The organism is Salinisphaera hydrothermalis C41B8 (assembly GCF_000732535.1).
Classification (GTDB): Bacteria; Pseudomonadota; Gammaproteobacteria; order Nevskiales; family Salinisphaeraceae; genus Salinisphaera; species Salinisphaera hydrothermalis.
In genome coordinates, this window is record NZ_APNK01000002.1 from 87,256 (window position 1) to 110,701 (window position 23,446).

Annotated in this window: 22 protein-coding genes; 19 read left to right on the forward strand and 3 right to left on the reverse strand. The window is 65.7% G+C overall.

Going from position 1 to position 23,446, the window contains the following annotated elements; all coding sequences use genetic code 11:
- Window positions 1-4: 4 nt before the first annotated feature.
- On the reverse strand, window positions 5-1,081 hold the full coding sequence (gene epmB, locus C41B8_RS01970; protein ID WP_084188419.1) for an EF-P beta-lysylation protein EpmB: 1,077 nt from the start codon (window positions 1,079-1,081) through the stop codon (window positions 5-7).
- 70 nt (window positions 1,082-1,151) lie between these two features.
- Between epmB and efp the strand changes: the two genes are divergently transcribed.
- The gene (gene efp, locus C41B8_RS01975) at window positions 1,152-1,724 is read left to right on the forward strand and encodes an elongation factor P (RefSeq protein ID WP_037333330.1); all 573 of its coding nucleotides are present in this window, start codon (window positions 1,152-1,154) and stop codon (window positions 1,722-1,724) included.
- Window positions 1,725-1,756: 32 nt separating this feature from the next.
- Complete coding sequence (gene epmA / locus C41B8_RS01980; protein ID WP_037333333.1) at window positions 1,757-2,704, forward strand: EF-P lysine aminoacylase EpmA; 948 nt, start codon at window positions 1,757-1,759, stop codon at window positions 2,702-2,704.
- A 23-nt stretch (window positions 2,705-2,727) separates the two neighbouring features.
- Here epmA and asd read toward each other — a convergent pair whose 3' ends face one another.
- On the reverse strand, window positions 2,728-3,621 hold the full coding sequence (asd, locus tag C41B8_RS01985; protein WP_037333335.1) for an archaetidylserine decarboxylase: 894 nt from the start codon (window positions 3,619-3,621) through the stop codon (window positions 2,728-2,730).
- Window positions 3,622-3,778: 157 nt separating this feature from the next.
- Between asd and prmB the strand changes: the two genes are divergently transcribed.
- From prmB to C41B8_RS02000, 3 genes are all read left to right on the forward strand, one after another.
- Window positions 3,779-4,720 carry a 50S ribosomal protein L3 N(5)-glutamine methyltransferase gene (gene prmB / locus C41B8_RS01990; protein WP_037333338.1) on the forward strand — a complete coding sequence of 314 codons (942 nt, stop codon included), beginning with the start codon at window positions 3,779-3,781 and terminating at the stop codon, window positions 4,718-4,720.
- A gap of 4 nt (window positions 4,721-4,724) precedes the next feature.
- Entirely contained in the window at window positions 4,725-5,828 is a 1,104-nt protein-coding gene (aroC, locus tag C41B8_RS01995; protein ID WP_037333339.1) for a chorismate synthase, read from the forward strand.
- A gap of 388 nt (window positions 5,829-6,216) precedes the next feature.
- Window positions 6,217-7,140, forward strand: a complete 924-nt coding sequence (locus tag C41B8_RS02000) for a nuclear transport factor 2 family protein (protein WP_198025003.1) — start codon at window positions 6,217-6,219, stop codon at window positions 7,138-7,140.
- A gap of 309 nt (window positions 7,141-7,449) precedes the next feature.
- Here C41B8_RS02000 and C41B8_RS02005 read toward each other — a convergent pair whose 3' ends face one another.
- Window positions 7,450-8,322: a LysR family transcriptional regulator gene (locus C41B8_RS02005; RefSeq protein ID WP_037333343.1), complete on the reverse strand. Its 873-nt coding sequence runs from the start codon at window positions 8,320-8,322 to the stop codon at window positions 7,450-7,452.
- Window positions 8,323-8,425: 103 nt separating this feature from the next.
- On the opposite strand from C41B8_RS02005, the gene leuC reads away from it, so the two are divergent.
- The 14 genes from leuC to purF all read left to right on the forward strand — a co-directional run bounded on the left by leuC (window position 8,426) and on the right by purF (window position 23,430).
- Window positions 8,426-9,838, forward strand: coding sequence for a 3-isopropylmalate dehydratase large subunit (gene leuC, locus C41B8_RS02010; RefSeq protein WP_156962380.1), 1,413 nt, complete (start codon window positions 8,426-8,428; stop codon window positions 9,836-9,838).
- The gene (locus C41B8_RS02015) at window positions 9,835-10,623 is read left to right on the forward strand and encodes a class I SAM-dependent methyltransferase (protein ID WP_037333348.1); all 789 of its coding nucleotides are present in this window, start codon (window positions 9,835-9,837) and stop codon (window positions 10,621-10,623) included. The genes leuC and C41B8_RS02015 overlap by 4 nt, the downstream gene beginning before the upstream one ends.
- 12 nt (window positions 10,624-10,635) lie before the next feature.
- Window positions 10,636-11,280 (forward strand): 3-isopropylmalate dehydratase small subunit, encoded by a 645-nt coding sequence (leuD, locus tag C41B8_RS02020; protein ID WP_037333350.1) that lies wholly within the window; start codon window positions 10,636-10,638, stop codon window positions 11,278-11,280.
- 23 nt (window positions 11,281-11,303) lie between these two features.
- Window positions 11,304-12,380: a 3-isopropylmalate dehydrogenase gene (gene leuB, locus C41B8_RS02025; protein WP_037333352.1), complete on the forward strand. Its 1,077-nt coding sequence runs from the start codon at window positions 11,304-11,306 to the stop codon at window positions 12,378-12,380.
- 282 nt (window positions 12,381-12,662) lie between these two features.
- On the forward strand, window positions 12,663-14,708 hold the full coding sequence (locus C41B8_RS19245; protein WP_462938977.1) for a FimV/HubP family polar landmark protein: 2,046 nt from the start codon (window positions 12,663-12,665) through the stop codon (window positions 14,706-14,708).
- Window positions 14,709-14,741: 33 nt separating this feature from the next.
- Entirely contained in the window at window positions 14,742-15,521 is a 780-nt protein-coding gene (gene truA, locus C41B8_RS02050; protein ID WP_037333363.1) for a tRNA pseudouridine(38-40) synthase TruA, read from the forward strand.
- A gap of 12 nt (window positions 15,522-15,533) precedes the next feature.
- On the forward strand, window positions 15,534-16,199 hold the full coding sequence (locus C41B8_RS02055; protein WP_051882753.1) for a phosphoribosylanthranilate isomerase: 666 nt from the start codon (window positions 15,534-15,536) through the stop codon (window positions 16,197-16,199).
- Window positions 16,200-16,261: 62 nt separating this feature from the next.
- Window positions 16,262-17,446 (forward strand): tryptophan synthase subunit beta, encoded by a 1,185-nt coding sequence (trpB, locus tag C41B8_RS02060; RefSeq protein WP_198025024.1) that lies wholly within the window; start codon window positions 16,262-16,264, stop codon window positions 17,444-17,446.
- Entirely contained in the window at window positions 17,443-18,279 is an 837-nt protein-coding gene (gene trpA / locus C41B8_RS02065; RefSeq protein WP_037333373.1) for a tryptophan synthase subunit alpha, read from the forward strand. Before trpB ends, trpA begins: the two co-directional genes overlap by 4 nt.
- The gene (gene accD, locus C41B8_RS02070; protein ID WP_037333375.1) at window positions 18,276-19,193 is read left to right on the forward strand and encodes an acetyl-CoA carboxylase, carboxyltransferase subunit beta; all 918 of its coding nucleotides are present in this window, start codon (window positions 18,276-18,278) and stop codon (window positions 19,191-19,193) included. Before trpA ends, accD begins: the two co-directional genes overlap by 4 nt.
- Complete coding sequence (gene folC, locus C41B8_RS02075; protein ID WP_051882755.1) at window positions 19,193-20,458, forward strand: bifunctional tetrahydrofolate synthase/dihydrofolate synthase; 1,266 nt, start codon at window positions 19,193-19,195, stop codon at window positions 20,456-20,458. Before accD ends, folC begins: the two co-directional genes overlap by 1 nt.
- A complete protein-coding gene (locus tag C41B8_RS02080) occupies window positions 20,455-21,276 on the forward strand; it encodes an SPOR domain-containing protein (protein ID WP_037333378.1) in 822 nt (273 codons plus the stop codon). The genes folC and C41B8_RS02080 overlap by 4 nt, the downstream gene beginning before the upstream one ends.
- Window positions 21,277-21,345: 69 nt before the next feature.
- Entirely contained in the window at window positions 21,346-21,885 is a 540-nt protein-coding gene (locus tag C41B8_RS02085) for a CvpA family protein (protein ID WP_037333380.1), read from the forward strand.
- A gap of 33 nt (window positions 21,886-21,918) precedes the next feature.
- Window positions 21,919-23,430 (forward strand): amidophosphoribosyltransferase, encoded by a 1,512-nt coding sequence (purF, locus tag C41B8_RS02090; protein WP_037333382.1) that lies wholly within the window; start codon window positions 21,919-21,921, stop codon window positions 23,428-23,430.
- Window positions 23,431-23,446: the final 16 nt, after the last annotated feature.

Here is a 23,446-nt window from a genome sequence, read left to right on the forward strand (position 1 = left end):
CCCCTTATCCCCTCACAGCATGCCGGGCGCGTGCCGGCACGCCAAGTACGCTCTTGGCATCATCCCCCGCGCCCTCGCGCGCGAGCTTCGGCACCAGATAGCCGGGCAGACGCGCCGCGACCTCCTGCATGAGCGTTGTCGCCCGCGATTCGGACACCTCGAAATGAGAGGTACCCCGAACGCGATCAAGTAGATGCAGATAATAGGGCATAACGCCGGCATCGAAGAGGGCCAGGCTCAAATCCGCAAGCGCATCCGCTGAATCGTTGACGCCGGCCAGCAGCACCGCCTGGTTGAGCAACGTGGCGCCCGAGGCTGCCATGGCACGCAGGGCGGCCGTTACATCGTCCGACAACTCGTTGGCGTGATTGACATGTACGACGACCACAACGCGGGCCCGGCGCCGAGCGAGCCACGCCAGAAAGGCTTCATCGACGCGCTCGGGCATCACCGCCGGGGTACGCGTATGCAGACGCAGCCGCTCGACGTGTTCGATGGCGTCCAGGCGGTCGCCGAGGCTCTCAAGGCGCGCATTGGACAACGACAACGGGTCGCCGCCGGACAGGAGGACTTCGCGGATGCTCGGGTCGGCGGCGATGCGCCGGAGTGCCGCCTCGGCATGCGAGCCGCCGGCATGCTGCGCGCTGTAGTCGAAATGGCGCCGGAAACAATAGCGGCAGTGCACCGCACAGGCGCCGGTGGTGACCAGCAGCGCGCGCCCGTAATATTTGTGCAGCAGACCGTCGCCGGCGGCGCTGGCCTGATCGCCCACGGCGTCGTCGACGAAACCCGGCGGATCGGCGTGTTCGGCATCCAGCGGCAGAATCTGGCGCAGCAGTGGATCGGCGATATCGCCGCGGCGCATGCGCGCGACGTAGCTGCGCGGCACGCGCAGATCGAACAACGCGGCCGCCCGGCGTGCCGCCGGCTTGTGCTCGGGCGGCAACTCCAGTTCGGCAAACAGGGTATCGACGTCGGTGATCGCGTCGCGCATGGCCTGCTGCCAGTCAGCGCTGCGATACGATAGACTGCGCGGCTCGATCAGCGGCGTGATCCGCGATGGCGCGGGGCGTGTGCTCATATGCCACAAGTCTAGAACCGGGCCGCCGTGCATGCCAGTGCGGTGTGGCTCGGCCTTGGAGTTTCGTTTTATGGCGCAGTTTTCTACCAACCAGTTCAAGGGCGGTCTGAAGATCATCCTCGACGGCGATCCCTACACCATCGTCGAGAACGAATTCGTCAAGCCCGGCAAGGGCCAGGCCTTCAATCGCGTGAAGGTGCGCAACCTCAAAACCAACCGAACGGTCGAGCGGACCTTCAAATCCGGCGACTCGGTCGAGGCCGCCGACGTGTTCAACCTGGATCTCCAGTTCCTGTATCACGACGGCGAGTTCTTCCATTTCATGGAACCGAACTCCTTCGAGCAGTACCAGGCCAGCGAAGCCGCGGTCGGCGATGCCGCCAAGTGGCTCAAGCCGCAGGACAGCTGCGACGTTACGCTCTGGAACGGGGTGCCGCTGCAGGTGGACGCGCCCAACTTCGTGATTTTGCAGGTCACTGAAACCGATCCTGGCGTGCGCGGCAACACCTCCTCGGGCGGCTCCAAGCCGGCGACGCTGGAAACCGGCGCCGTGGTGCAGGTGCCGCTGTTCATCGAGGAAGGCGAGACACTGCGCATCGATACCCGCAAGGGCGAGTACGTCTCTCGCGCCAACGAAAGCTGATTCTGGGCGAGCGACCCGCATGAGCGATCTGCGTGAGCGACTATAGCCGCTGGCGCTCGGGGCTCGCCCCGGGCGCGCTAGCGGCGCGGGCGCGGCTGATGGGCGCGATCCGTGTCTTCATGGCCGAGCACGGGCTGCTGGAAGTCGACACGCCGTTGCTGTCGGCCGCCGCGCCCAGCGAGCGCGCGCTGGAATGTCTGGCGGTCGACGGCGCGGGTTATCTGGTGCCGTCGCCGGAGCACGCCCTCAAGCGTCTGCTGGCCGAAGGCGCCGGCTCGTTGTACCAGCTTGGACATGTGTTCCGGGCCGGCGAGTCCGGGCGCTGGCACAACCCCGAGTTCACCATGCTCGAGTGGTACGGTGTTGGCGACGATATGTTCGACGCCATTGCGCGCCTGACGGCACTCCTCCCGAGGCTGGGCACACCGCCGATCGAGCGCTCGCGAACCTATCGCGAGGTGTTTCAAGCCACCGTCGGCGTTGACCCGCTGGTCGCCGATGCCCAAACGCTGGCTGGCTGCGCGCAGGCGCGCGGTGTCGCGCCCAGCGGGCCGGACGCCTCGTTTGATCGCGTGTTCTGGCTCGATCTGTTGATGGCCACCTGCGTACAGCCGACGCTGGGCGGCGACGGCCCGGAGATCGTCACGCATTTCCCCGCCGATGATGCCGTGCTCGTAGCCGCCGACCCGGACGAGCCGCGGCAGGCGCTGCGCTTCGAATGCTTCTGGCAGGGCGTGGAACTGGCCAACGGCGCCCGCGAACTGACCGATGCAGGCCTGGCCCGACAACGGATGATGCGCGAGCAGAACGCGCGTGCTGCCCAGGGCAGCCCCGTACCGCCGATTGACGAGGCTTTGCTGGCCGCCATGCGAGCCGGGCTGCCGCCCTGTGCCGGCGTAGCGCTCGGGGTCGATCGCCTACTGGCGCTGCTTCAAGGCTGTGACGCCATCGCGCCGGTCCTACCGTTCGCGGCGACCTGATCGCCGCGGGCTAACCCCCTCGCTCAGGCGCCCGGGACGAGCCGACCGAGCGGCTGGTTGAGGCGCACCGCCTGGCCGGCGGCAAGCTCGGGATCAAAGTCCACCGCGTCCGGGCCAGTGAGCACGATCACGCTCGAGCCGAGCATGAAATGGCCCATCTGGCCGCCGCGGACATAGCGATGATCCGCGTCGCCGGCGTCGATGTAGCTGGTATGACGCCGCGCTTTCTGATGGGGCGGGCAAACACGGCCGGCGGCCTTGGTGTGGATGCCGCCGACGATGAAGGCGCCCACCATGACGACCGCGACCGGGCCGATCGCGGTATCGAAGCAACTCACGAGTCGTTCGTTGCGCGAGAACAGTCGAGGGATGGCGCGCACACAACGCGGGTTGACGCCGAACAGCCGGCCCGGCACATAGCGCGTTTCGCGCAGGCGGCCGTCCAGCGGCATATGCACGCGATGATAATTATGCGGCGCCAGATAGAGCGTGAAATAGCGCCCGCCGAGAAAAGCGGCGGCAAGGCTGTCGTCACCCGCCACCAGCTCGCGCAGATCGTAGGCCACGCCCTTGGTCTGGAACAGCCGCCCGGTTTCGATCGTGCCAAACATGCCGAGCTGGCCGTCGACCGGACAGAGCAGGGCATGGTCTTCGCTCGGCATGGGTCGGGCGCCGTCGGCCAGCTCACGGGTAAAAAAATCGTTGAAACAGGCGTATTGCGTCGGCTCGGGCTCGGCGGCCTCGCGCATGTCGATCGCCGGATAGGCGCGCAAAAATCCGCGGATAAGCAGGTTCTTGATTCGCGGCAGACGGATCTCCGCGATCAGAAACGCCAGATGCGAAATCGCGCGCGTCGGCAGCAACCAGAGAGCGAAAGCGAACAGACGATCGGACAGGCTAACCGGAGCAGCGGACATGGCAAGGTGGGTCGGGACGGCGGAGCTAACCCGGCAGGGTAGCGCAACAGCGCAGCGCAAGCGATCTGGTTTATCCTGTCGCTCGATAAATACGACGCGCGATGTCGATCGTGCGTCGTTCAACCTCTGAAAGCGGGTCGAACCCGCGAGTGAAATTATGGCTAGCGACACCGTCGAGCCGGCGTCCGAGATCGCCGCGACCCTGACCCGTATTGTCGATTACATCCGCTGGGGCGCGTCGCGCTTCGTCGCGGCCGATCTGTCGTTCGGCCACGGCAGCGACAATGCGATCGACGAGGCCGCGCATCTGGTGCTGGACACGCTGGATCTCGATCCCGGCCTGCCGGATGCCTATCTGGAAAGCCTGCTCACGCCCGACGAGCGCCAGCGCGTGATCGCGACCATCGAGCGACGCATCGAAACCCGTCTGCCCGCGCCGTACATCACCGGCCGCGCCTGGTTCGCCGAGATGGAATTCTTCGTCGACGAACGCGTGATCGTGCCGCGCTCGCCGATCGCCGAGCTGATCGAACAAGGCTTCCAGCCGTGGCTCGGACATCGCGAGCCCTTGTCGGTCCTCGACTTGTGCACCGGCTGTGGTGCCATCGCCATCGCCTGTGCCTATGCGTTTCCGGATGCCCAGGTCGTGGCGACCGATGCCAGTGACGACGCGCTCGATGTCGCCGCGATCAACTGTGACAAACACGACACCGGGCCTCAGGTACAGCTCGTCAAGGCGGACGTGTACGAAGGGCTGGAGCCGCAGCGCTTCGACCTGATCGTGACCAATCCCCCTTACGTCACGCGTGACGAATGGTCGGGCCTGGACCCGGAATTCCGGCACGAGCCGGGCTTCGCTTTCCACGGCGATGCCGACGATCTGACGCTGGTCGAGCGTATCTTGTTCGGCGCGCCCGACTATCTGGCCGAGGACGGTTTGTTGATCATGGAAGTCGGGGCTTCGGCGTTTCTGCTGGAAGAACGCTACCCCGACTTGCCGGTGACCTGGATCGACCTGGAGCGCGGCGGCATGGGCGTGGGCGCACTCGAGGCGGAGGATCTCGCGGCCTGGGTCGAAGCACAGACGGCGGGAGCATAAAGGCATGGCAGGCAATACCTGGGGGCAACAGTTCACCGTCACCTCGTTCGGCGAGTCGCACGGGCCCGCGATCGGCTGCGTGATCGACGGCTGTCCGCCCGGCGTGGCGATCGACGAATCGTTGCTGCAGCGCGACCTGGACCGGCGCAAACCCGGCACCTCGCGCTATGTCACGCAGCGCCGCGAGGCCGACGAGGCGCGCATCGTATCGGGCGTTTTCGAAGGCGTGACCACGGGCACCCCGATCGCGATCATCATCGAGAACACCGACCAGCGCTCGCGCGACTATTCGAAGATCAAGGACGTGTTCCGGCCGAATCATGCGGATTATGCGTATCTGCAGAAATACGGCATTCGCGACTATCGCGGCGGTGGGCGCTCGTCGGCGCGCGAGACTGCGGTTCGCGTCGCGGCCGGCGCCGTGGCGCGCAAGATTCTGTCCGAGCGCTGGGGTATTGCCATCCAGGGCTATCTGGCGCAGATGGGCGATATCCGTCTTGGCTGCACCGATCTCGATGCCGCAAACGACAACCCGTTCTTCTGTGCCGAGCCGGCCCGCGTGGCCGAGCTGGAGGACTACATCAATCAGCTGCGACGCGACGGCGACTCGATCGGCGCGCGCATCGATGTGGTCGCGACCGGCGTGCCGGCCGGCTGGGGCGAGCCCGTGTTCGACCGGTTGGATGCCGATATCGCCAAGGCGTTGATGAGCATCAACGCGGTCAAGGGTGTGGAAATCGGCGACGGCTTCGATGTGGTGGCCATGCGGGGCTCCGAACATCGCGACGAAATGCACCCCGACGGTTTTGCCAGCAACCACTCCGGCGGTATCCAGGGCGGTATTTCCACCGGCCAGGCGATCCGCGCAAGCATGGCGCTCAAGCCGACCTCCAGCATCACCATTCCGGGCGACACGGTCGATACCGCCGGCCAGGCCACGCAAATGCGCACCACCGGCCGCCACGATCCTTGTGTTGGCCTGCGCGCGGCACCCATCGCCGAAGCCATGCTGGCGATCACGCTGCTCGATCATGCCCTGCGTCATCGCGGCCAGAATGCCGATGTGGAACCGTCCATGGCGCCGCTGGCCGGCGGGCCGATGTTCTGAAGCCGCGAGCGCTCGCCAACCGATTGATCGCTTGCTCGAGCTAGGGCGTGTTGAGGTTTCGTGCGAGCGCCGCGTTGGCGTCCGCAAATCGTGTCCGGCAAGACGCATGCCGCCGAGCGTGGCGGGCCCCACGGTCAAGGCATGCAACGCCGCCTGGCGCGTTGGGCGGGCATCACCCGCAGGGCCCGTGCCCGTGAGGCGGCAATCCGGCGTTATCGTTCGCTCACGTGGCCGGACCACGCGACGCTCACGATGCCTTGTCTTGCCACATCCGCGGGCGCGGGTGCGGCGGTGTATCTCATGACGACACGCCCTAAACCTCATAGGATAGGCGCAGGGAGAGCGAAAGGGGCTTCGCGTGATACGTCGGATACTGGGTATTGCTGGTGTGCTAGCGCTGGTTGTGAGTCTGCCGGCGGTCGCGGGCTGGAACCCGGCCGCGGTGCGGCACGATTTGACTAGCGGCGAGGCCGTGCAGGCGCTGCAGGCGACACATGCGCGGCTGGCCGATCAGGCCGACGATCCGCAGGCGCAATTCCTGCAGGCCATGGCGCTGGCCGATACCGGCGACACGTCGGGCGCGGTCGCGCTTTATCGCACGCTGTCCAAGAAATACCCGCAGCGCGCGCGGGTCTGGAACAACCTGGGCGTGCTCTATGCCCGCCAGGGGAGACTGGCCGAGGCGCGCCAGGCGCTTTCGCACGCGGTCGCATCCGAACCGGGGTATGCCACTGCCGAGACGAATCTCGGCGATGTCTATGTCGCGCTCGCTAGCGACGCCTATCGACGGGCACGGCAACAGGGCGCCGACGCCGACACCATGAACGCGCGGCGTCGTGCATTGGCACGGCTCGTGCCGTCGTTGCCGAGCGCGGCCAAGACCGATGCGGTCGCGTCGAGCGGCTCCGATACGTCGGCGCCGCATACCGCCGATAGCGCGGCAAAGAAAACGACGTCGAGCTCGGCCTCCGATCAAGCCATGGACCGCACCATCGACGGCGTCCTGTCACGCTGGGCCAACGCCTGGTCCGACCAGGATGTGGCGGCCTATCTGTCGGTGTACAGCAACGACTATCAGCCATCCGGCGATACCACGCGTGCCCAGTGGATCCGCCGGCAGCGCGTGCGCGTGACCCAGCCGAAGTCGGTCAACGTCCGTGTGTCCGATATTCAGGTGACGAAGGACAGCGCCGACCGCGCGCAGGCCACCTTCCACGAGCATTACCAGGCAGCCGGTCACGAGCGCGAGGCGACCCGACACATGGTGTTCGTGCGCGAGGACGGCAACTGGCGGATTCGCCGCGAGAGCTGACCTCTTTTTTGCTGGGATTCGTCGGATAGGGGTGCGCGATACGCCAAACCTTAATGCGCCGTGTCTGTATTTCGGCGCCGTTGTGCGGCGAAGCCCGCGCCGTGCCGGATGCTTTTCTCTTGGTTACATCTGTTGAGCAAGCAGGAGAAGTAACGCGGGCTGCAGCGCGAAACCGGCGGTTTGCAAAGACGCCCGGGGCGGAGTCTTCCGAGCGTTTGGTCGACGCTGCCGGCCCAGTGCGCCGCCCATTCGCGTTTGCCCCTCAGGACTCTCGGGGCGCCATGGCCCGCTACATCGGGGTGTAATTTTTCAGCCGACAGCTTCGGCTTCCAGCATGGCCAGCAGGGCACGCGCGGCGTTGGATAGATGGCGCTGCGGGTGCCGCATGACGCCGAGCTCGCGATGCATCGCCAGCGGCGGCAGCGTCAACGGCACGAGATGATGTGGCATGGCCTCCGGCAGGACGGTCCAGCCCAGGCCTACGTCGGCGAGCATGCGCAGTGTTTCCAACGAATGGCTGGTCATGCGTGCAGTCACCACGACACCGTGTTCGGCGAGGGCGGTTTCGATGATGCGATGGGTATAGCTGTCGGGCGGCGGCAACACCGCCGGGTATTGCGCCAGTTCCTCGAATGAAATCGCGCCGCGCCGCGCCAGCGGATGATCCAGCCCGGCATAGATCGCCAGCGGGTCGTGCCAGATGGTGCGCGCGATCAGCATTGGATGCGGTTTGACGGGCAGGGTGATCAGCGCCAGCTCCGATTCGCCGTTCACTACGCGCTGGCAGGCTTCTTCGGAATCGGCGAACTCGATCTGCGGCGCGACATCCGGATAGCGCGCCACGAACGCGCGGAGTACTTCGGGCATGCGATGCATGCCGACGTGGTGCGATACGGCCAGCTGCAATGTGCCGGCGACGCGATCGGCCAGATTGTCCAGCGCCCGATCTCCGTCGGCCACGGCCGCCAGGGTTTCGCGCGCATGCGGAAGATAGGCCCGGCCGGCTTCGGTCAGCCCGATGCCGCGTCCCACCCGGTCGAACAGACGATGGCCTAGTTCGGTCTCCAGAGCCGCGATCCGCTTGCTGACCGCGGGCTGGCTCAGATGCAGTCGTTGCCCGGCGGCCTGGAAGGACGCCAGTTCGGCGACAGCCACGAAGGCCTGTAACGAATCGATTCGCATGGCCGCATTCTATTCCGTTTTGGAATGCGGCGCGAAAAAAGATTCATTTGAGTAATCGATGCGCCGGGCCTAGACTCCGCGCAAGCTCAAGCAACGAGACTCGATCATGGCCCGCACGCTGTACGAAAAGATCTGGGATGAACACGTCGTCCGCGAAGAAGCGGGCAATGCGCTGCTCTATATCGACCGGCACATGGTGCATGAGGTGACCTCGCCGCAAGCATTCGAGGGCCTGCGCCTGGCGCATCGCGATATCTGGCGTTCCAGCGCCAATCTGGCGGTGCCCGACCACAACGTGCCCACCACCAACCGCGATGGCGGCATCGCCGACCCGATCTCGCGGGCTCAGGTGGAAGCGCTGCAGGTCAATTGCAACGACTTCGGCGTGCGTCTGTTCGGCATGGGTGATCGCCGCCAGGGCATCGTGCATATCATCGGGCCGGAACAGGGCGCGACCCAGCCGGGCATGACTATCGTCTGCGGCGATTCGCATACCGCCACCCACGGCGCCTTCGGCGCGCTGGCCTTCGGCATTGGCACCTCCGAGGTCGAGCACGTGCTGGCGACCCAGACCCTGCCGCAGTCGCGCTCCAAGACCATGCTGGTGCGCGTCGACGGTCAGACCGCGCCGGGCATTTCCGCCAAGGACATCATGCTGGCCATCATCGGCAAGATCGGCACCGCGGGCGGCACCGGCTATGTAATCGAATATGGCGGCGAAGCGATCCGGAATCTGTCGATGGAAGGCCGGATGACGATCTGCAACATGTCGATCGAGGCCGGCGCACGAGCTGGCATGGTGGCCGTCGACGACACCACCATCGACTACATGCGCGGGCGGACCTATGCGCCGAACGACGAACAATGGCCCGCCGCCGAAGCCTACTGGCGCACGCTGGTCTCCGACAAAGGCGCCGAATACGACAGCGTGGTCGTACTCGATGCCGCCGAGATCGCGCCGCAGGTGACCTGGGGCACGTCGCCGGAAATGGTAGCCCCGGTCACCGATCGCGTGCCGCAGCCGGACAGCGCCCCGCGTGCCGGTCAGCCCGAGGGCTGGCGTGCGGCGCTAGATTACATGGATCTGACGCCGGGCGTGCCGATTACCGAGATCATGCTGGACAAGATTTTCATCGGCTCCTGTACCAACGCCCGCATCGAGGATTTGCGCGTGGCGGCGAAGTATCTGGAAGGCCGCCGGATCGCGCCAAACATCACGCTGGCGATGGTCGTGCCCGGTTCCGGGCTGGTGAAGGCCCAGGCCGAAAAAGAAGGCCTCGATGCGATCTTCAAGGCGGCCGGGTTCGAGTGGCGCGACGCCGGTTGTTCTATGTGTCTCGGCATGAACGACGACAACCTGCTGCCCGGCGAGCGCTGTGCCTCGACCTCGAACCGGAACTTCGAAGGGCGCCAGGGCAAGGGCGGTCGGACCCATTTGGTCAGCCCCGCGATGGCGGCGGCGGCCGCGGTGTACGGGCATTTCGTGGATATCCGTGAACTGGACGTCACGACATGAACGATACGGCCGAAATTACCGCCGGGGGCTGGCGGGCCGACGACTACGGCCGCAACGCCGGGTTCGTCGCTCATCTGGCGGCGGATCTGGTCGATTGGCTGGCGCCGGCTACCGGTGAAGTCATTCTGGATCTGGGCTGTGGCGACGGGGCTCTGACCACGCGCATCGCGGATTCGGGTGCCGAGGTGATCGGCGCCGATGGTAGCTCCGCCATGGTGGCCGCCGCTCGGGCCCGTGGCCTGACGGCGGTGGTGGCCGATGGGCAAAGCCTGGACGGCGTGCCCGAACTCGATCGCCGCTTCGATGCCGTGTTCTCGAACGCTGCACTGCACTGGATGCGTACCGATCCGCAGGCGGTTATCGAAGGCGTGTTTGCGCGGTTGAAACCGGGCGGCCGGTTCGTGGCCGAAATGGGCGGCGCTGGCAACATCGCGCCCATCCATGCCGCGCTGCGCGCCGAGGCGGATGCCCGCGGGCTGGACCCGGAGACGCTCGACCCCTGGTATTTCCCCAGCGAGACGACCTATCTCGATCGGCTGGCCACCGCGGGGTTTCATATCGAGCGCTCGCACAGCTTCGAACGCCCGACCCAGCTGCCGGGCGATGTCGCCGACTGGTTGACCACGCTGGCGCGCCCGTTCGTCACCGCGTTCGCCGAAGGTGAGGCGCGCGATGGATACGTGGCCGCGGTACGCGAACGTCTGGCGGGCGAAATGCGTCACCGCGACGGTCAATGGATTGCGCCTTACGTGCGGCTGCGCTTCGTCGCCCGCAAACCGGAATAGAGGATTCTCATCATGCAGGCATTCACCATTCACGAAGGGTTGGTCGCGCCGCTGGATCGCGCCAACGTCGATACCGACGCGATCATCCCCAAGCAGTATCTGAAATCGATTCGTCGTACCGGCTTCGGCCAGTATCTGTTCGACGACTGGCGCTATCTCGACGCGGGTGGTCTGGACGTGGACGTCGCCGACCGACGCGAAAATCCCGATTTCATCCTCAACAAGGAATCGTTTCGCGACGCCTCGATTTTGCTGGCGCGCGAGAACTTCGGCTGTGGCTCCTCCCGCGAGCATGCCGTGTGGGCGCTGGAGGACTTCGGCATCCGCTGCGTGATCGCGCCGAGCTTCGCCGACATCTTCTACAACAACTGCTTCAAGAACGGCGTGTTGCCGATTGCGCTCGATGCCGAAACGGTCGAGGCGCTGTTCCACGTCGCCAATGTGGCCGGTGGGCTTAACGCGCGCGTCGATTTGGTCGAGCAGCAGATCAGTCTGCCGGACGGGCCGGTCTACGGCTTCGAGGTCGAGCCCTATCGGCGCAAGAACATGCTGGAAGGGCTGGACGACATTGGCCTGACGCTGCAACACGAAGACGCCATTCGCGCATTTGAACAAAAGCGTGCGGCCGAGAAGCCGTGGCTGTTCCGCGAACTGTAGATTCATCGAACTCTGGATACTCCATGACTTCACGCATTCTGGTAATGCCCGGCGATGGCGTCGGCCCTGAAATCTGCCGCGAAGCGGTGCGCGTGCTCGACGTGCTGGCCGCCGATCACGGCCTCGACATCGAGCTGGACGAAGCGCTGGTCGGTGGTGCGGCGATCGACGTCGAGGGCGATCCCTTGCCGGAGTCGTCGCTCGCCGCCGCGCGCGAAGCGGACGCCGTGCTGTTCGGCGCCATCGGTGGGCCGGCCTGGGACAATCTCGAGCGCGCCAAGCGGCCGGAATCGGGGCTGTTGCGGCTGCGCAGCGAACTCGGCCTGTTCGCCAATCTGCGGCCGGCGATTCTTTATCCGCAGCTCGCCCATGCCTCCGCGCTGAAGCCGGATGTGGTGTCCGGCCTGGACATCATGATCGTGCGCGAGCTCACGGGCGGGATTTATTTCGGCAAGCCGGCCGGGACCGGTCGCACCGAGGCTGGGCTGCGCGAAGCCTGGAACACCATGCGCTACGACGAGGCCGAGATCGAGCGCATCGGCCGGACCGCGTTCGAGATCGCGCGGGCGCGCGGGCACCGGCTGTGCAGCGTCGACAAGGCCAACGTGCTGGACGTATCGCAGCTCTGGCGCGACGTCATGAACGAGCTCGCCGGTGAATACGACGACGTCGAGCTGACGCATATGTACGTCGACAACGCGGCGATGCAGCTCGTGCGCGCGCCGAAGCAGTTCGACACGGTGGTCACCACCAACCTGTTCGGCGATATTCTGTCGGACGCGGCGGCCATGCTGACGGGTTCGATCGGTATGCTCCCCTCCGCCTCGATGGATGCCAACGGCAAGGGACTGTACGAGCCGGTCCACGGCAGTGCGCCGGACATCGCCGGGCAGGGCCTGGCGAATCCGCTGGCGGTTATCCTGTCGGTGGCCATGATGCTGCGCTATACGCTGGATCGCGGCGATCTGGCCGACAAGGTCGAGGCGGCAGTGGGCTATGCGCTGGACCGCGGGCTGCGCACGCGCGACATCATGGACGACGAAACCCAGATTGCCAGCACCCAGGAGATGGGGGGCGCAATCGTCGATATGCTACGCTGAATCAACCGGATAAACTCGGGGCGTTGACGCCGGGCAGGGCCGCTTTCGGCGGTCCTTGAACACCGGCAGGGGCGGTGTCGGGGGGATGGGCCGCGAGTCGACGTCCGCGGGAGAGAACAGGGGGTTGCATACGGCGTGGCCGTTTTCATCGATCGAGCTATTCGACGCGGTCTGATCGCCGCAAGCATCGCCGTGGCCGGATACGCCGCGCCGGCGTTCGCTCTTGAATTCGGCGCACTCGACGTCCACTCGCATCTCAACCAGCCCCTCGACGCGACGGTGGTGTTGAGCGATCTCGATGCCTCCGAGCGGGCATCGCTGGATGTCGGCATCGCGCCGCCGGCGATGTTTCAGCGCTTCGGTATTCGCCGCAGCAGCGCCGTCGATCGTATTCATATCGACACCACCATGACCGACGGCGGTCGTCGGGCCGTGGTTCATATCGCCACCCGCCGGCCGGTGAACGAACCGTTCGTGGATTTCCTGCTGCAGGTCGAATCCGGCAACGGCAGTGCGCTGCGTGAATACACCGCGCTGCTCAACCCGGCAAGCGAGGCCGCGAACACGGCGCCGAGCATGCCCGCCACTCATCGTGCGGCCGCGTTTTCGACTTCCCGCGCCGTGCCAAGCCACTCGACCCATCGAGTACAGGCGGGCGAGACGTTATGGTCGATCGCGGCTGCGAATACGCCGCCGGGCGCGACGGTCGCGCAGACCATGCTGGCGATCTATCGGGCCAATCCGTCGGCCTTCAACGGCAGCATGAGTGCGCTGTCCGGAAACGCCCGGCTGACGATCCCGTCGGCCGCGCGCATTCAGGCGGTGGATGCCACGAAGGCCGAGCAGCAGCTGGTCGATACCCGTCAGGCGACCGGCAATGCTTCTTCGAAATCGCCGGAGACAGGGAATACCGACGCCGCAGGCAAAGTCGTGGCCAGTGGCGAAGCGCCGCCGGCGCGGCTCAAGCAGGGCGCGACGTCATCGACGCCGCCGGCGGAGGACTCGACGCCCGGCCGGGGGACATCGAATGCCGACACGTCCAATCAAGCATCGTCGGCCTCGCCGGGTGCCTTCGGGACGCTGAGCCTGCCCTCCGACGTGCCGTGGACGGCACCGCAGACGCCCGCACCGGCGCCGGAATCGCAAACCGCCGCGTCGAGCACATCGGCCGCAACCCAGACCACGGCGGCGAGTACGCCGGCGCCCGCGGCAACGCCGAGCACGAGCAAGCCGGGCGACCAGACTACGGCTGCGACGACAAAGACGGCGCCCGGGACCTCGTCGCAATCGGTGCCGCCCGACACGCCGCCGCCCACGGATGTAGCGGAAGCCGATGGCGGGACGTGGTTATCGCCGCGCAATCTGTTATTGCTGATCGTCCTGCTGGGGCTGATCGCGCTTGTGCTCCGCCGCTTGCGCGAGCGCAGTTACAAGCGGGTCGAGCTCGACCGTGAACCGGCCCCGGAGCCGGCAAGCGCGCCTGACGCGGCGCCCGTCGCGTCAGGCGGCGAAACAGCCGCGGACGCCGATCGCCCATCGCCGACGATGGGCAAGCCGGCCCCAAGTGAGGCTGAACCTGCGCCGGTGCCGGCGGCAGCAGATCGTCGCACATCTGTGTCGCACCATTCGGCGCCCGATACGCCGCCCACAGGCGAACCGGAGAGCGCGCCGACGGGGTCGCCCAAGGTCGATGAGCCACATCCAACGCCGCCTCGGAGACCGGCGCCCGCCGCGCTCGAGATGCCGGAATTGGAAAACACGGCGGCACCGCAGCACGCGGAAGCGCCCAGGTCCGAAGCCGGGCCGAGCGCGGCAGAGACCGGCATGCCGTCCAAGAACGTGGTGCCGATGCGCTTCGAGCAGGTCGACAGGCCCGCGTCGGGGCCGCGCCTGGACCCGCATCGCCGCGCCGCGACGAACGAGGAGATCGAGGCGCTGGCGTTCGAGACCCAATCGTTGCCGGAGACCGCCGAGCGCCAGCATGATCGCGGCGGCGACGACGGGTCGGCGATGCCATTCATCGAGACGGATCAGCCGGGTGGCGACAGAGACGAGACAACAACGGACGAGGTGCGCAGGCCAGACCCGTACGGTCTCGAAATGATCGATCCGGGCGAGTTCGACCTGTACGATCCGCCTTCCGACACTGCTGGCCCGAGCGACGATGATCCGAACCATAGCGTGGAAATCCGCCTCGATCTTGCGCGCATGTATATCGAAATGGACGACGATCAGGCCGCGCGCGAACTGCTGGCCGACGTACGCGAGCGCGGCGACGCACAGCAACGCGACGAGGCGGGCCGCCTGTTGGAACGGCTCGACGCCTGATCGCGGCCGGCGGGTCGTGCTGGGGAGTGCCTGATGCGCTGGGCGGCCTGTATCGAATACGACGGCTCGGCTTACTCGGGCTGGCAGAGCCAGCCCCATGCGCCAAGCGTGCAGGACAGTCTCGAGGCCGCCTTGTCGAAGGTCGCGGACGAACCGATCCGCACCGTGTGCAGCGGACGCACCGACAGTGGCGTGCACGCCCAGGGCCAGATCGTGCATTTCGACACGCGCGCCGAGCGTCGGGATCGCAGTTGGCTGCTGGGCACCAATCGCTGGCTCGCGGACGATATTGCGCCGCAGTGGTTCGTGCGAGTGCCGGAAACCTTTCATGCCCGCTTCAACGCCGTGGCACGCGATTACCGCTACTGGATCATCGATCGGGATGCGCCGTCCGCACTCTGGCGCAATCGGGTCTGGCATGTGCACAAGCGCCTGGATCACGACGCCATGCATCGGGCGGCACAGACTCTGGTCGGCCGGCACGATTTCAGCGCGTTTCGCGCGGCCGGCTGTCAGGCCAAAAGCCCCGTGCGTAACATGCATCATGTGACCGTCACCCGGCTGGGTGACTGGGTGCGTATCGATGTCCGCGCCAATGCGTTCCTGCATCACATGGTGCGCAACATTGCCGGTACGCTCGCCGTGATCGGGCGTGGCGAAGCCGATCCGGGCTGGATTGGCGAGCTTCTTGATCAGCGTGACCGCCGCCGCGCCGGCATGACGGCGCCGGCCGCCGGGTTGTCGCTACGACGGGTGCATTATCCCGACGATATTCAGCTGCCGCAGCCGCCGCTCGACGATGCAGGCTGGTAAAATGTCGGCTCTATGACAGCGATCGATGCGCCAGAGTCGGTGCCCGTGAATCGGGTGCGTACCAAAATCTGCGGGGTGACCAGCCCGGCGGATGCGCGCGCGGCTGCGGCCGCCGGCGCCGATGCGGTCGGGCTCGTATTTGCGGAGCGCAGCACGCGGCGGGTGACGACCGAGTGCGCGGCCGAGATCGCGGCCGCACTGCCGCCGTTCGTGTCGCGCGTGGCGTTGTTCATGGACAACGACGCCCGCGAGATCGCGGATGTGCTCGACGCCGTGCCGCTCGACTTCCTCCAGTTTCACGGCGCCGAGCCGGCCTCTTTTTGCAATGGCTTCGATCGCCCCTACATCAAAGCTGTACCCATGGGTGAGCCCGGGGTACGGCTCACGGACTGGGCCGAGCGTTATCCGCGGGCATCGGCATTTCTGCTCGATGCCAATCGCGTTGGCGAAGCGGGCGGTCAGGGTCAGGCTTTCGACTGGCGTATCGCGGTCGAGGCCATCGACCGGCCGATCGTGATTGCCGGCGGGCTCGACCCGGACAACGTGGGTGCAGCCATTGCGCGGTTTTCACCGTATGCGGTGGATGTCAGCTCGGGCGTCGAGAGCGCGCCGGGCAGAAAATGCAGCGAGCGCATGCGTGCGTTCGTCAACGCAGCAACCGAAATGGGTAAGGCATGAGTACGACGATATCGAAGGATCCGGCGATTTCCGCAGCCCGCGGTCCGCACGCCTGGCGCAACATGCCCGACGCCCGCGGTCATTTCGGCCCGTATGGCGGTAAGTTCGTCGCCGAGACCTTGATGGCACCGCTCGACGAGCTGGCCCAGGCCTACGCCGAGGCGCTTCGGGACCCGGAATTCATCGCCACGCTGGATGCCGATCTGGCCGATTATGTCGGTCGCCCGACGCCGATCTATTACGCCGAGCGCCTGTCGAACAAGATCGGCGGCGCCCGGATCTGGTTCAAGCGCGAGGACCTGAACCACACCGGCGCGCACAAGGTGAACAACACTATCGGCCAGGCCCTGCTGGCCGCACGCATGGGCAAGACCCGCATCATCGCCGAAACCGGCGCCGGCCAGCACGGTGTGGCGACGGCCACGGTCGCGGCGCGTCTGGGGCTGAGCTGTGTGGTGTACATGGGCAGCGAGGACATGCGCCGGCAGGCCACCAACGTCTATCGCATGCGCCTGCTCGGCGCCGAGGTGCGCCCGGTAGAGTCCGGCTCCAAGACGCTCAAGGACGCCATGAACGAGGCGTTGCGCGACTGGGTCGCCAACGTCGACGACACGTTCTACATCATCGGTACGGTCGCGGGACCCGCGCCGTATCCGGCCATGGTGCGTGATTTCCAGGCGGTGATCGGTCGCGAGGCCCGGCGCCAGATGCTGGAGCGGACCGGCCGGCTGCCGGATGCGCTCGTGGCTTGCGTCGGCGGCGGGTCCAATGCCATCGGTCTGTTCTATCCGTTCCTGGATGATGAAGATGTGGCGATTTACGGCGTCGAGGCCGGCGGTGACGGCATTGCCAGTGGCCGGCATGCGGCGCCGCTGTCGGCGGGGCGGTCCGGCGTGTTGCACGGCAACCGCACGTATCTGATGCAGGACGACAACGGCCAGATCCAGGGTACACACTCGATCTCCGCCGGGCTGGATTATCCGGGCGTCGGGCCGGAACATTCGTGGCTCAAGGACATCGGCCGGGCGCGATACGTTGACGTGACCGACGCCGAGGCTTTGGATGCGTTTCACGAGTGCACCCGTATCGAAGGCATCATGCCCGCGCTCGAATCGGCGCACGCCGTGGCCTACGCCCGGAAGCTGGCGGCCGAAATGGGCCCGGGTACCGATATTCTGCTGAATATGTCGGGCCGGGGCGACAAGGACATGGCCAGCGTGGCCGAAGCCGCAGGAGAAACGCTTTGAGCCGTCTTGCCCATCGTTTTGCCGAACTCAAGCGGGCCGGGCGCACCGCGCTGATTCCGTTTCTCACCGCCGGCGATCCGAGCGCGGATGCGACCGTCGAGTTCATGCACGCGCTGGTCGTCGCCGGGGCGGACGCGATCGAGCTTGGCGTGCCGTTCACGGATCCCATGGCCGACGGCCCGGTGATTCAGGCGGCCTGCGAGCGCGCACTGGCACACGGCACGAGCCTGCGCGACGTGCTCGCCATGGTCGAGCGGTTCCGCGAGCGGGATAGCGATACGCCGGTCGTGCTCATGGGCTACTTCAACCCGATCGATTCGATGGGCCTTGAAGCATTCGGCCGGCGCGCGCACGAGGCAGGTGTCGACGGCGCCCTCATCGTCGATATGACGGCCGAAGAAGCACCGGATATTGCGCCGGTGTTGGTCAAGGCCGGCGTGGACCCGGTCTGTCTGATTGCGCCGACCACCGGCGAAGCCCGTATTGCTCGGATCTGCGAGAACGCGGCCGGGTTCATCTACTACGTGTCGTTCAAGGGCGTCACCGGGGCGTCGAGCCTGGATACCGATCGTCTGGCGGCACAGATCGCGCCGATCCGCCAGGCCACCGATCTCCCGGTCGGGGTCGGCTTCGGCGTCCGCACTCCGGAGAATGCCGCGGCGGTTGCGGCAGTGGCGGATGCGGTTATCGTGGGCAGTGCACTGGTAAGTCAGATCGCCGAATACGGCAACGATACGGCCACGACGACGAAAAAACTTAGCGAAACGCTGTCCGCCATGCGCGCGGCGATCGACAGCGCGGACGAACGCGAACAAGAGGGCGAAAGCGTATGAGCTGGCTCGAGAAACTCATGCCGTCGCAGATGCGCAACGACGCATCGCGGCGCAAGAACAGCGTCCCGGAAGGGTTGTGGACCAAGTGCACCAGTTGCGGCGCGGTACTGTACACCGCCGAAATGGAGCGCACGCTCCATGTCTGCCCGAAGTGCAATACGCATCAGCGCCTGCGCGCGCGCCAGCGTCTGGATTTCTTTCTCGATGCCGATAATCGCACCGAGATTGCGACCGATCTCGAGCCGCGCGACCCGCTCAAGTTCCGCGATTCCAAGAAATATCGCGATCGTCTCTCGGCCGCGCAGAAGGACTCGGGCGAACGCGAAGCCGTGATCATGATGTCCGGCACGCTCAAATCGATGCCGGTCGTGGCAGGCGCCATGGACTTCAAGTTCATGGGCGGTTCCATGGGCAGTGTGGTCGGCGAGACGTTCGTGCGTGGCGTCCACGCGGCCATTGAGGCAGGTTCGCCGTTCGTGTTCTTCTCGGCCTCGGGCGGCGCGCGCATGCAGGAAGGGCTGTTCTCGCTGCTGCAGATGGGCAAGACGAGTGCGGCGCTCACGCGGCTGGCCGATCGCGGTCTACCGTTCGTCTCGGTACTTACGCATCCGACCATGGGCGGCGTGGCGGCCAGCTACGCCATGCTCGGCGATATCAACGTGGCCGAACCGGAAGCTCTGGTGGGTTTCGCGGGCCCTCGTGTGATCGAGCAGACCGTAAAGCAGACGCTGCCGGAAGGCTTTCAGCGCAGCGAATTCCTGTTGGAACATGGCGCGATCGACATGATCGTCGAGCGCGGTGACCTGCGCGATCGCATTCATCGCGTGGTCGCCACGCTGATGCATCGGCCGCCGGTGGCCGACGAGGCTGACCAGGTTGATGAGGTCGAAACGCCCGAGGTGCCGGCAGAATAGTGAGCAACGGCGAAGCGTTGGGCGCGGCGCCCGCGCGGCGAACGCTCGGCGAGTGGCTGGACTATCAGCTGGCGATCCACCCGCGTGAGATCGAGCTCGGGCTTGATCGCGTGCGCGAGGTCGCGGCTCGGCTGAATCTGCTCGCGCCGAAGCACACGACGATCACCGTGGCCGGTACCAACGGCAAGGGCAGCTGTGTTGCGCTTGTTTGCGGTCTGATCGGCGATAGCGCCCGTGTCGGTGCGTATACCTCGCCGCATTTATGGCGCTATAACGAGCGGATCGCGATCGACGGCGAACCAGTGGGCGACGAGGAGATCGTTGCCGCGTTCGAGGCGATCGAAGTCGCGCGCGGCGATATATCCCTCACGTTCTTCGAATTCGGCACGCTCGCGGCGCTGTTGATCTTTCAGCGCGCAGCGGTGGCCGTCGCCGTGCTCGAGGTCGGCCTGGGCGGCCGGCTGGACGCGGTCAACATCCTCGATGCCGACGTGGCGCTGATCACGCAGATCGGCCTTGATCATACCGACTGGCTGGGCGACACCCGCGACGACATCGGGCGCGAGAAAGCCGGCATCATGCGGCGCGAGCGGCCGGTGTTCTGCGGTGATCGAAATCCGCCGGCCAGCATCGCTGCCACCGCATCTGCATGCGGCGCCGATCTGGCATGTCTCGGGCGCGACTTCGAACTCACCTCGGCGGGTGAGCGCTGGCTGTGGTCGAACGAGCAGCAGCAATTCAACGTGCCGGCGCATGCCGACGTCCACGCCGACAATCTCGCGGTCGCGATCGCCGGCGTGCTCGCGGCGGGCTACGAACCGACGCCCTTCGATATCGAACGCGCCTGCGCTCGCCAGGCATTACTGCCCGGGCGGCGGGAAGTTATCGACGGTCCGATACCGATCATCTACGATGTGGGCCATAACGACGATGCTGTGGCCCTGTTGGTGGAATCGCTCCGGCAGCGACCCGCGGCAGGGCGGACTCATGTGGTACTGGGTATGTTGGCGGACAAACCGGTGGAATCGGTCGGCCATCGACTGATGCGGACGGCGGACGCCCTGTATCCGGCAGGCCTGGCCGACGTCAGCCCGCGCGGGTTGAGCGGCGATGCGCTGGCTGCCCGCCTGGGTCATGCCGGTACCGTCTACGCTCATCCCCGAGACGCGTTCGCGGCGGCACGACAGGCCGCTAACCCGGGCGATCGAATCGTCGTCTGCGGTTCTTTTTTCACCGTGGCGCAGGCGCGGAGACCTGAATCATGAATGATGTGATGAAAAAACGCCTGATCGGCGTCGCCATTCTGGTAGTTATCGGCGTGTTGGCGCCGTTGTTGTTGTCGCGTTGCATGCATGGCGGCAGCCAGGACAACGGCCGCGGGTCGATGCGCGTGTATGACGTGCAGCCCGATGGCAAGGCCGAGCCGGCCAGCCAGAATGACCAGGAAAACGCCCAGGAAGGCCAGTCCGAGAATGGCGGCGCGCAGTCTCAGGCGTCGACATCCGGCGCGGGCTCGTCCAGCGGCGACGCCAACCAGCAATCGGCCAATCCGGACGCGGTATCCCCGCAGAGCTCATCGCAATTTTCCACCCCTCCGGTACACGGCAACGCCGGCGGCGCGTCCGATTCTTCGAATGCGACGCCTGCTGCGAGCGCTTCGGCGCCACCGAAGGCCGAGTCGAGCCCATCGTCGGCGCCGGCGGCACGCGCGTCGTCATCCGAGAAGCAGACGGCCCCACACCAGTCGAGTTCGCACGACTATGGGGCGTCTTCGATGTCGCGTGCCTCGCAAGACAATGCAAAGGCGTCAAACGCGCAGAAATCCAGCGCCTCCCGCCTTGAGAAATCCAGCATCCAGGGCTGGGTGGTGCAGGTGGCCAGTTTCAGCGAGCGCGGCAATGCCGAGGATCTGGCCAAGAACCTCAAGGGCCAGTTCCCCGCGTCCTATACCCCGGGGCAAGTCAACGGCAAGACGTGGTATCGCGTGAACATCGGCCCGTTCGACAGCAAGCAGGCTGCGCAGTCGGCCGCCGATCGGCTTGCCAAGGCCGGGCACAAGGGCCTGGTGCGTCAACTGCCGTGATCTGTGCCGGCCGCGAACGGGGCGGAAATTTGCTATGATTAAGGCGTCTCGCCCCGGCGGCTGGCTCGCATGATCTGGATCGACGTCGCTATCGTCGTGGTCGTCGCACTGTCGGCGATCATCGGTTTCTTCCGTGGCTTCCTGCGGGAGGCGCTCGGATTGGCGACTTGGATTCTAGCCTTCTATCTTGCCTTCATCCTGGCGCAGCCCGGGTCTGCTTACCTCCGACAGTGGATCCACTCCGATTCGGCGCGGCTTGCGGCGGCCTTCGCCATTATTTTCCTGGCGGTGCTGGTGGCCGGAGCCATCGTGAATTACCTGCTCGGCCGGCTGATCAACCAGACAGGTTTTGCGGGCACCGATCGCGCGGTCGGCATCGTGTTCGGGGTTGTGCGCGGCGTCGCCGTCCTTATTGTTCTGGTCCTGCTGGCCGGCGTCACGCCGGTGCCGCGTGACAGCTGGTGGCAGCGTTCCATCTTCATCGGGCAGCTTGAAGCCGGTGCGCTTTGGGTGCGCAGCTATCTGCCGCCCGATATTGCGAATGCAATCCGCTACCCGGACGCGCCGTCGACGCTGCCCGCGAACAGCACGACGACCTCGACCACCTGACATTCTTCCTTCTCTAAACCGAGCGACTGGCTTATGTGCGGCATTGTTGGGATGGTTTCGACCTCCCCGGTTAATCAGGATATTTACGATGCACTGACGGTGCTCCAGCACCGCGGTCAGGATGCGGCCGGCATCGTCACCACGGACGGCCGGCGCATGTATTTGCGCAAGGCGAACGGCCTCGTTCGTGATGTGTTCCGCACCGATCACATGCTACGGCTGGTCGGCAACGCCGGCGTTGGGCATGTGCGCTATCCCACGGCCGGCCTCGATTCCTCGGCTGAGGCGCAGCCGTTCTATGTGAACACCCCGTACGGTATCTGCCTCTCGCATAACGGCAACCTCACCAATGCCGACCAGCTCAAGGACGAGCTGTATCGGTCCGATCGGCGCCATCTGAACACCGATTCGGATACCGAGATCCTGCTCAATGTGTTCGCCCACGAGCTGATGCAGAGCGAGAGTCTGCAGCTCGCGCCCGAGGACATTTTCGAAGCGGTCGGCGCCGTGCATCGACGTTGTCGCGGTGGCTATGCCGCAACCGCGTTGATTAGCGGCTATGGCCTAGTCGGCTTTCGCGATCCCAACGGTATCCGGCCGGTGGTCTACGGCAAGCGCGAGACGGAGCAGGGCACCGATTACATGATCGCTTCCGAGTCGGTGGCGCTGGATGCTCTCGGCTTCGAGCGTATCGGGGATATCCGGCCGGGCGAGGCCGTGGTCATCACGCTCGACGGCGAGATCCATGTTCGGCAGTGCGCTGACCATACGCATCACTCGCCCTGTATCTTCGAATACGTTTATCTGGCGCGGCCGGACTCCGTTATCGACGATGTCTATGTCTACAAGGCGCGTCTGCGGATGGGTACGTATCTGGCCGACAAGATTCAGCGCGAATGGCCGGATCACGATATCGATGTAGTCATCCCGATTCCGTCGACCAGCCGAACGGCGGCGGTCGAGCTGGCGAGCCAGCTCGACGTGAAATACCGCGAAGGCTTCATCAAGAATCGCTATATCGGCCGTACGTTCATCATGCCGGGCCAGCAGCAGCGCGTGAAATCCGTGCGCAAGAAGCTCAACCCGATCGATCTGGAATTTGCCGGCAAGAACGTGCTGCTGGTCGACGACTCGATCGTACGCGGCACCACGTCGCGCCAGATCATCGAGATGGCCCGCGAGGCCGGCGCCAACAAGGTGTACTTTGCCTCGGCCGCGCCGCCGGTGCGTTATCCCAACGTGTACGGCATCGACATGCCCAGCGCGACGGAGCTAGTGGCCCACGGCCATTCGGATGAGGAAATCACCGAGATCATTGGCGCCGACAGGCTGATCTACCAGGACATGGAAGACCTCAAGCGCGCGGTGTCGGTCGGTAATGATGCGCTGCAGAGTTACGAGGATTCGGTGTTCACGGGTCAGTACGTCACCGCCGACGTCTCGCCCGAATATCTCGAGCAGCTCGAGCTGTTCCGGGCCGATGCCAACCGCGAAGCCCGGCGCAAGAAAGACAACGCCGTGCTGGAAATCCATAACGACGCTTAAACGTCTGCGGATGTGG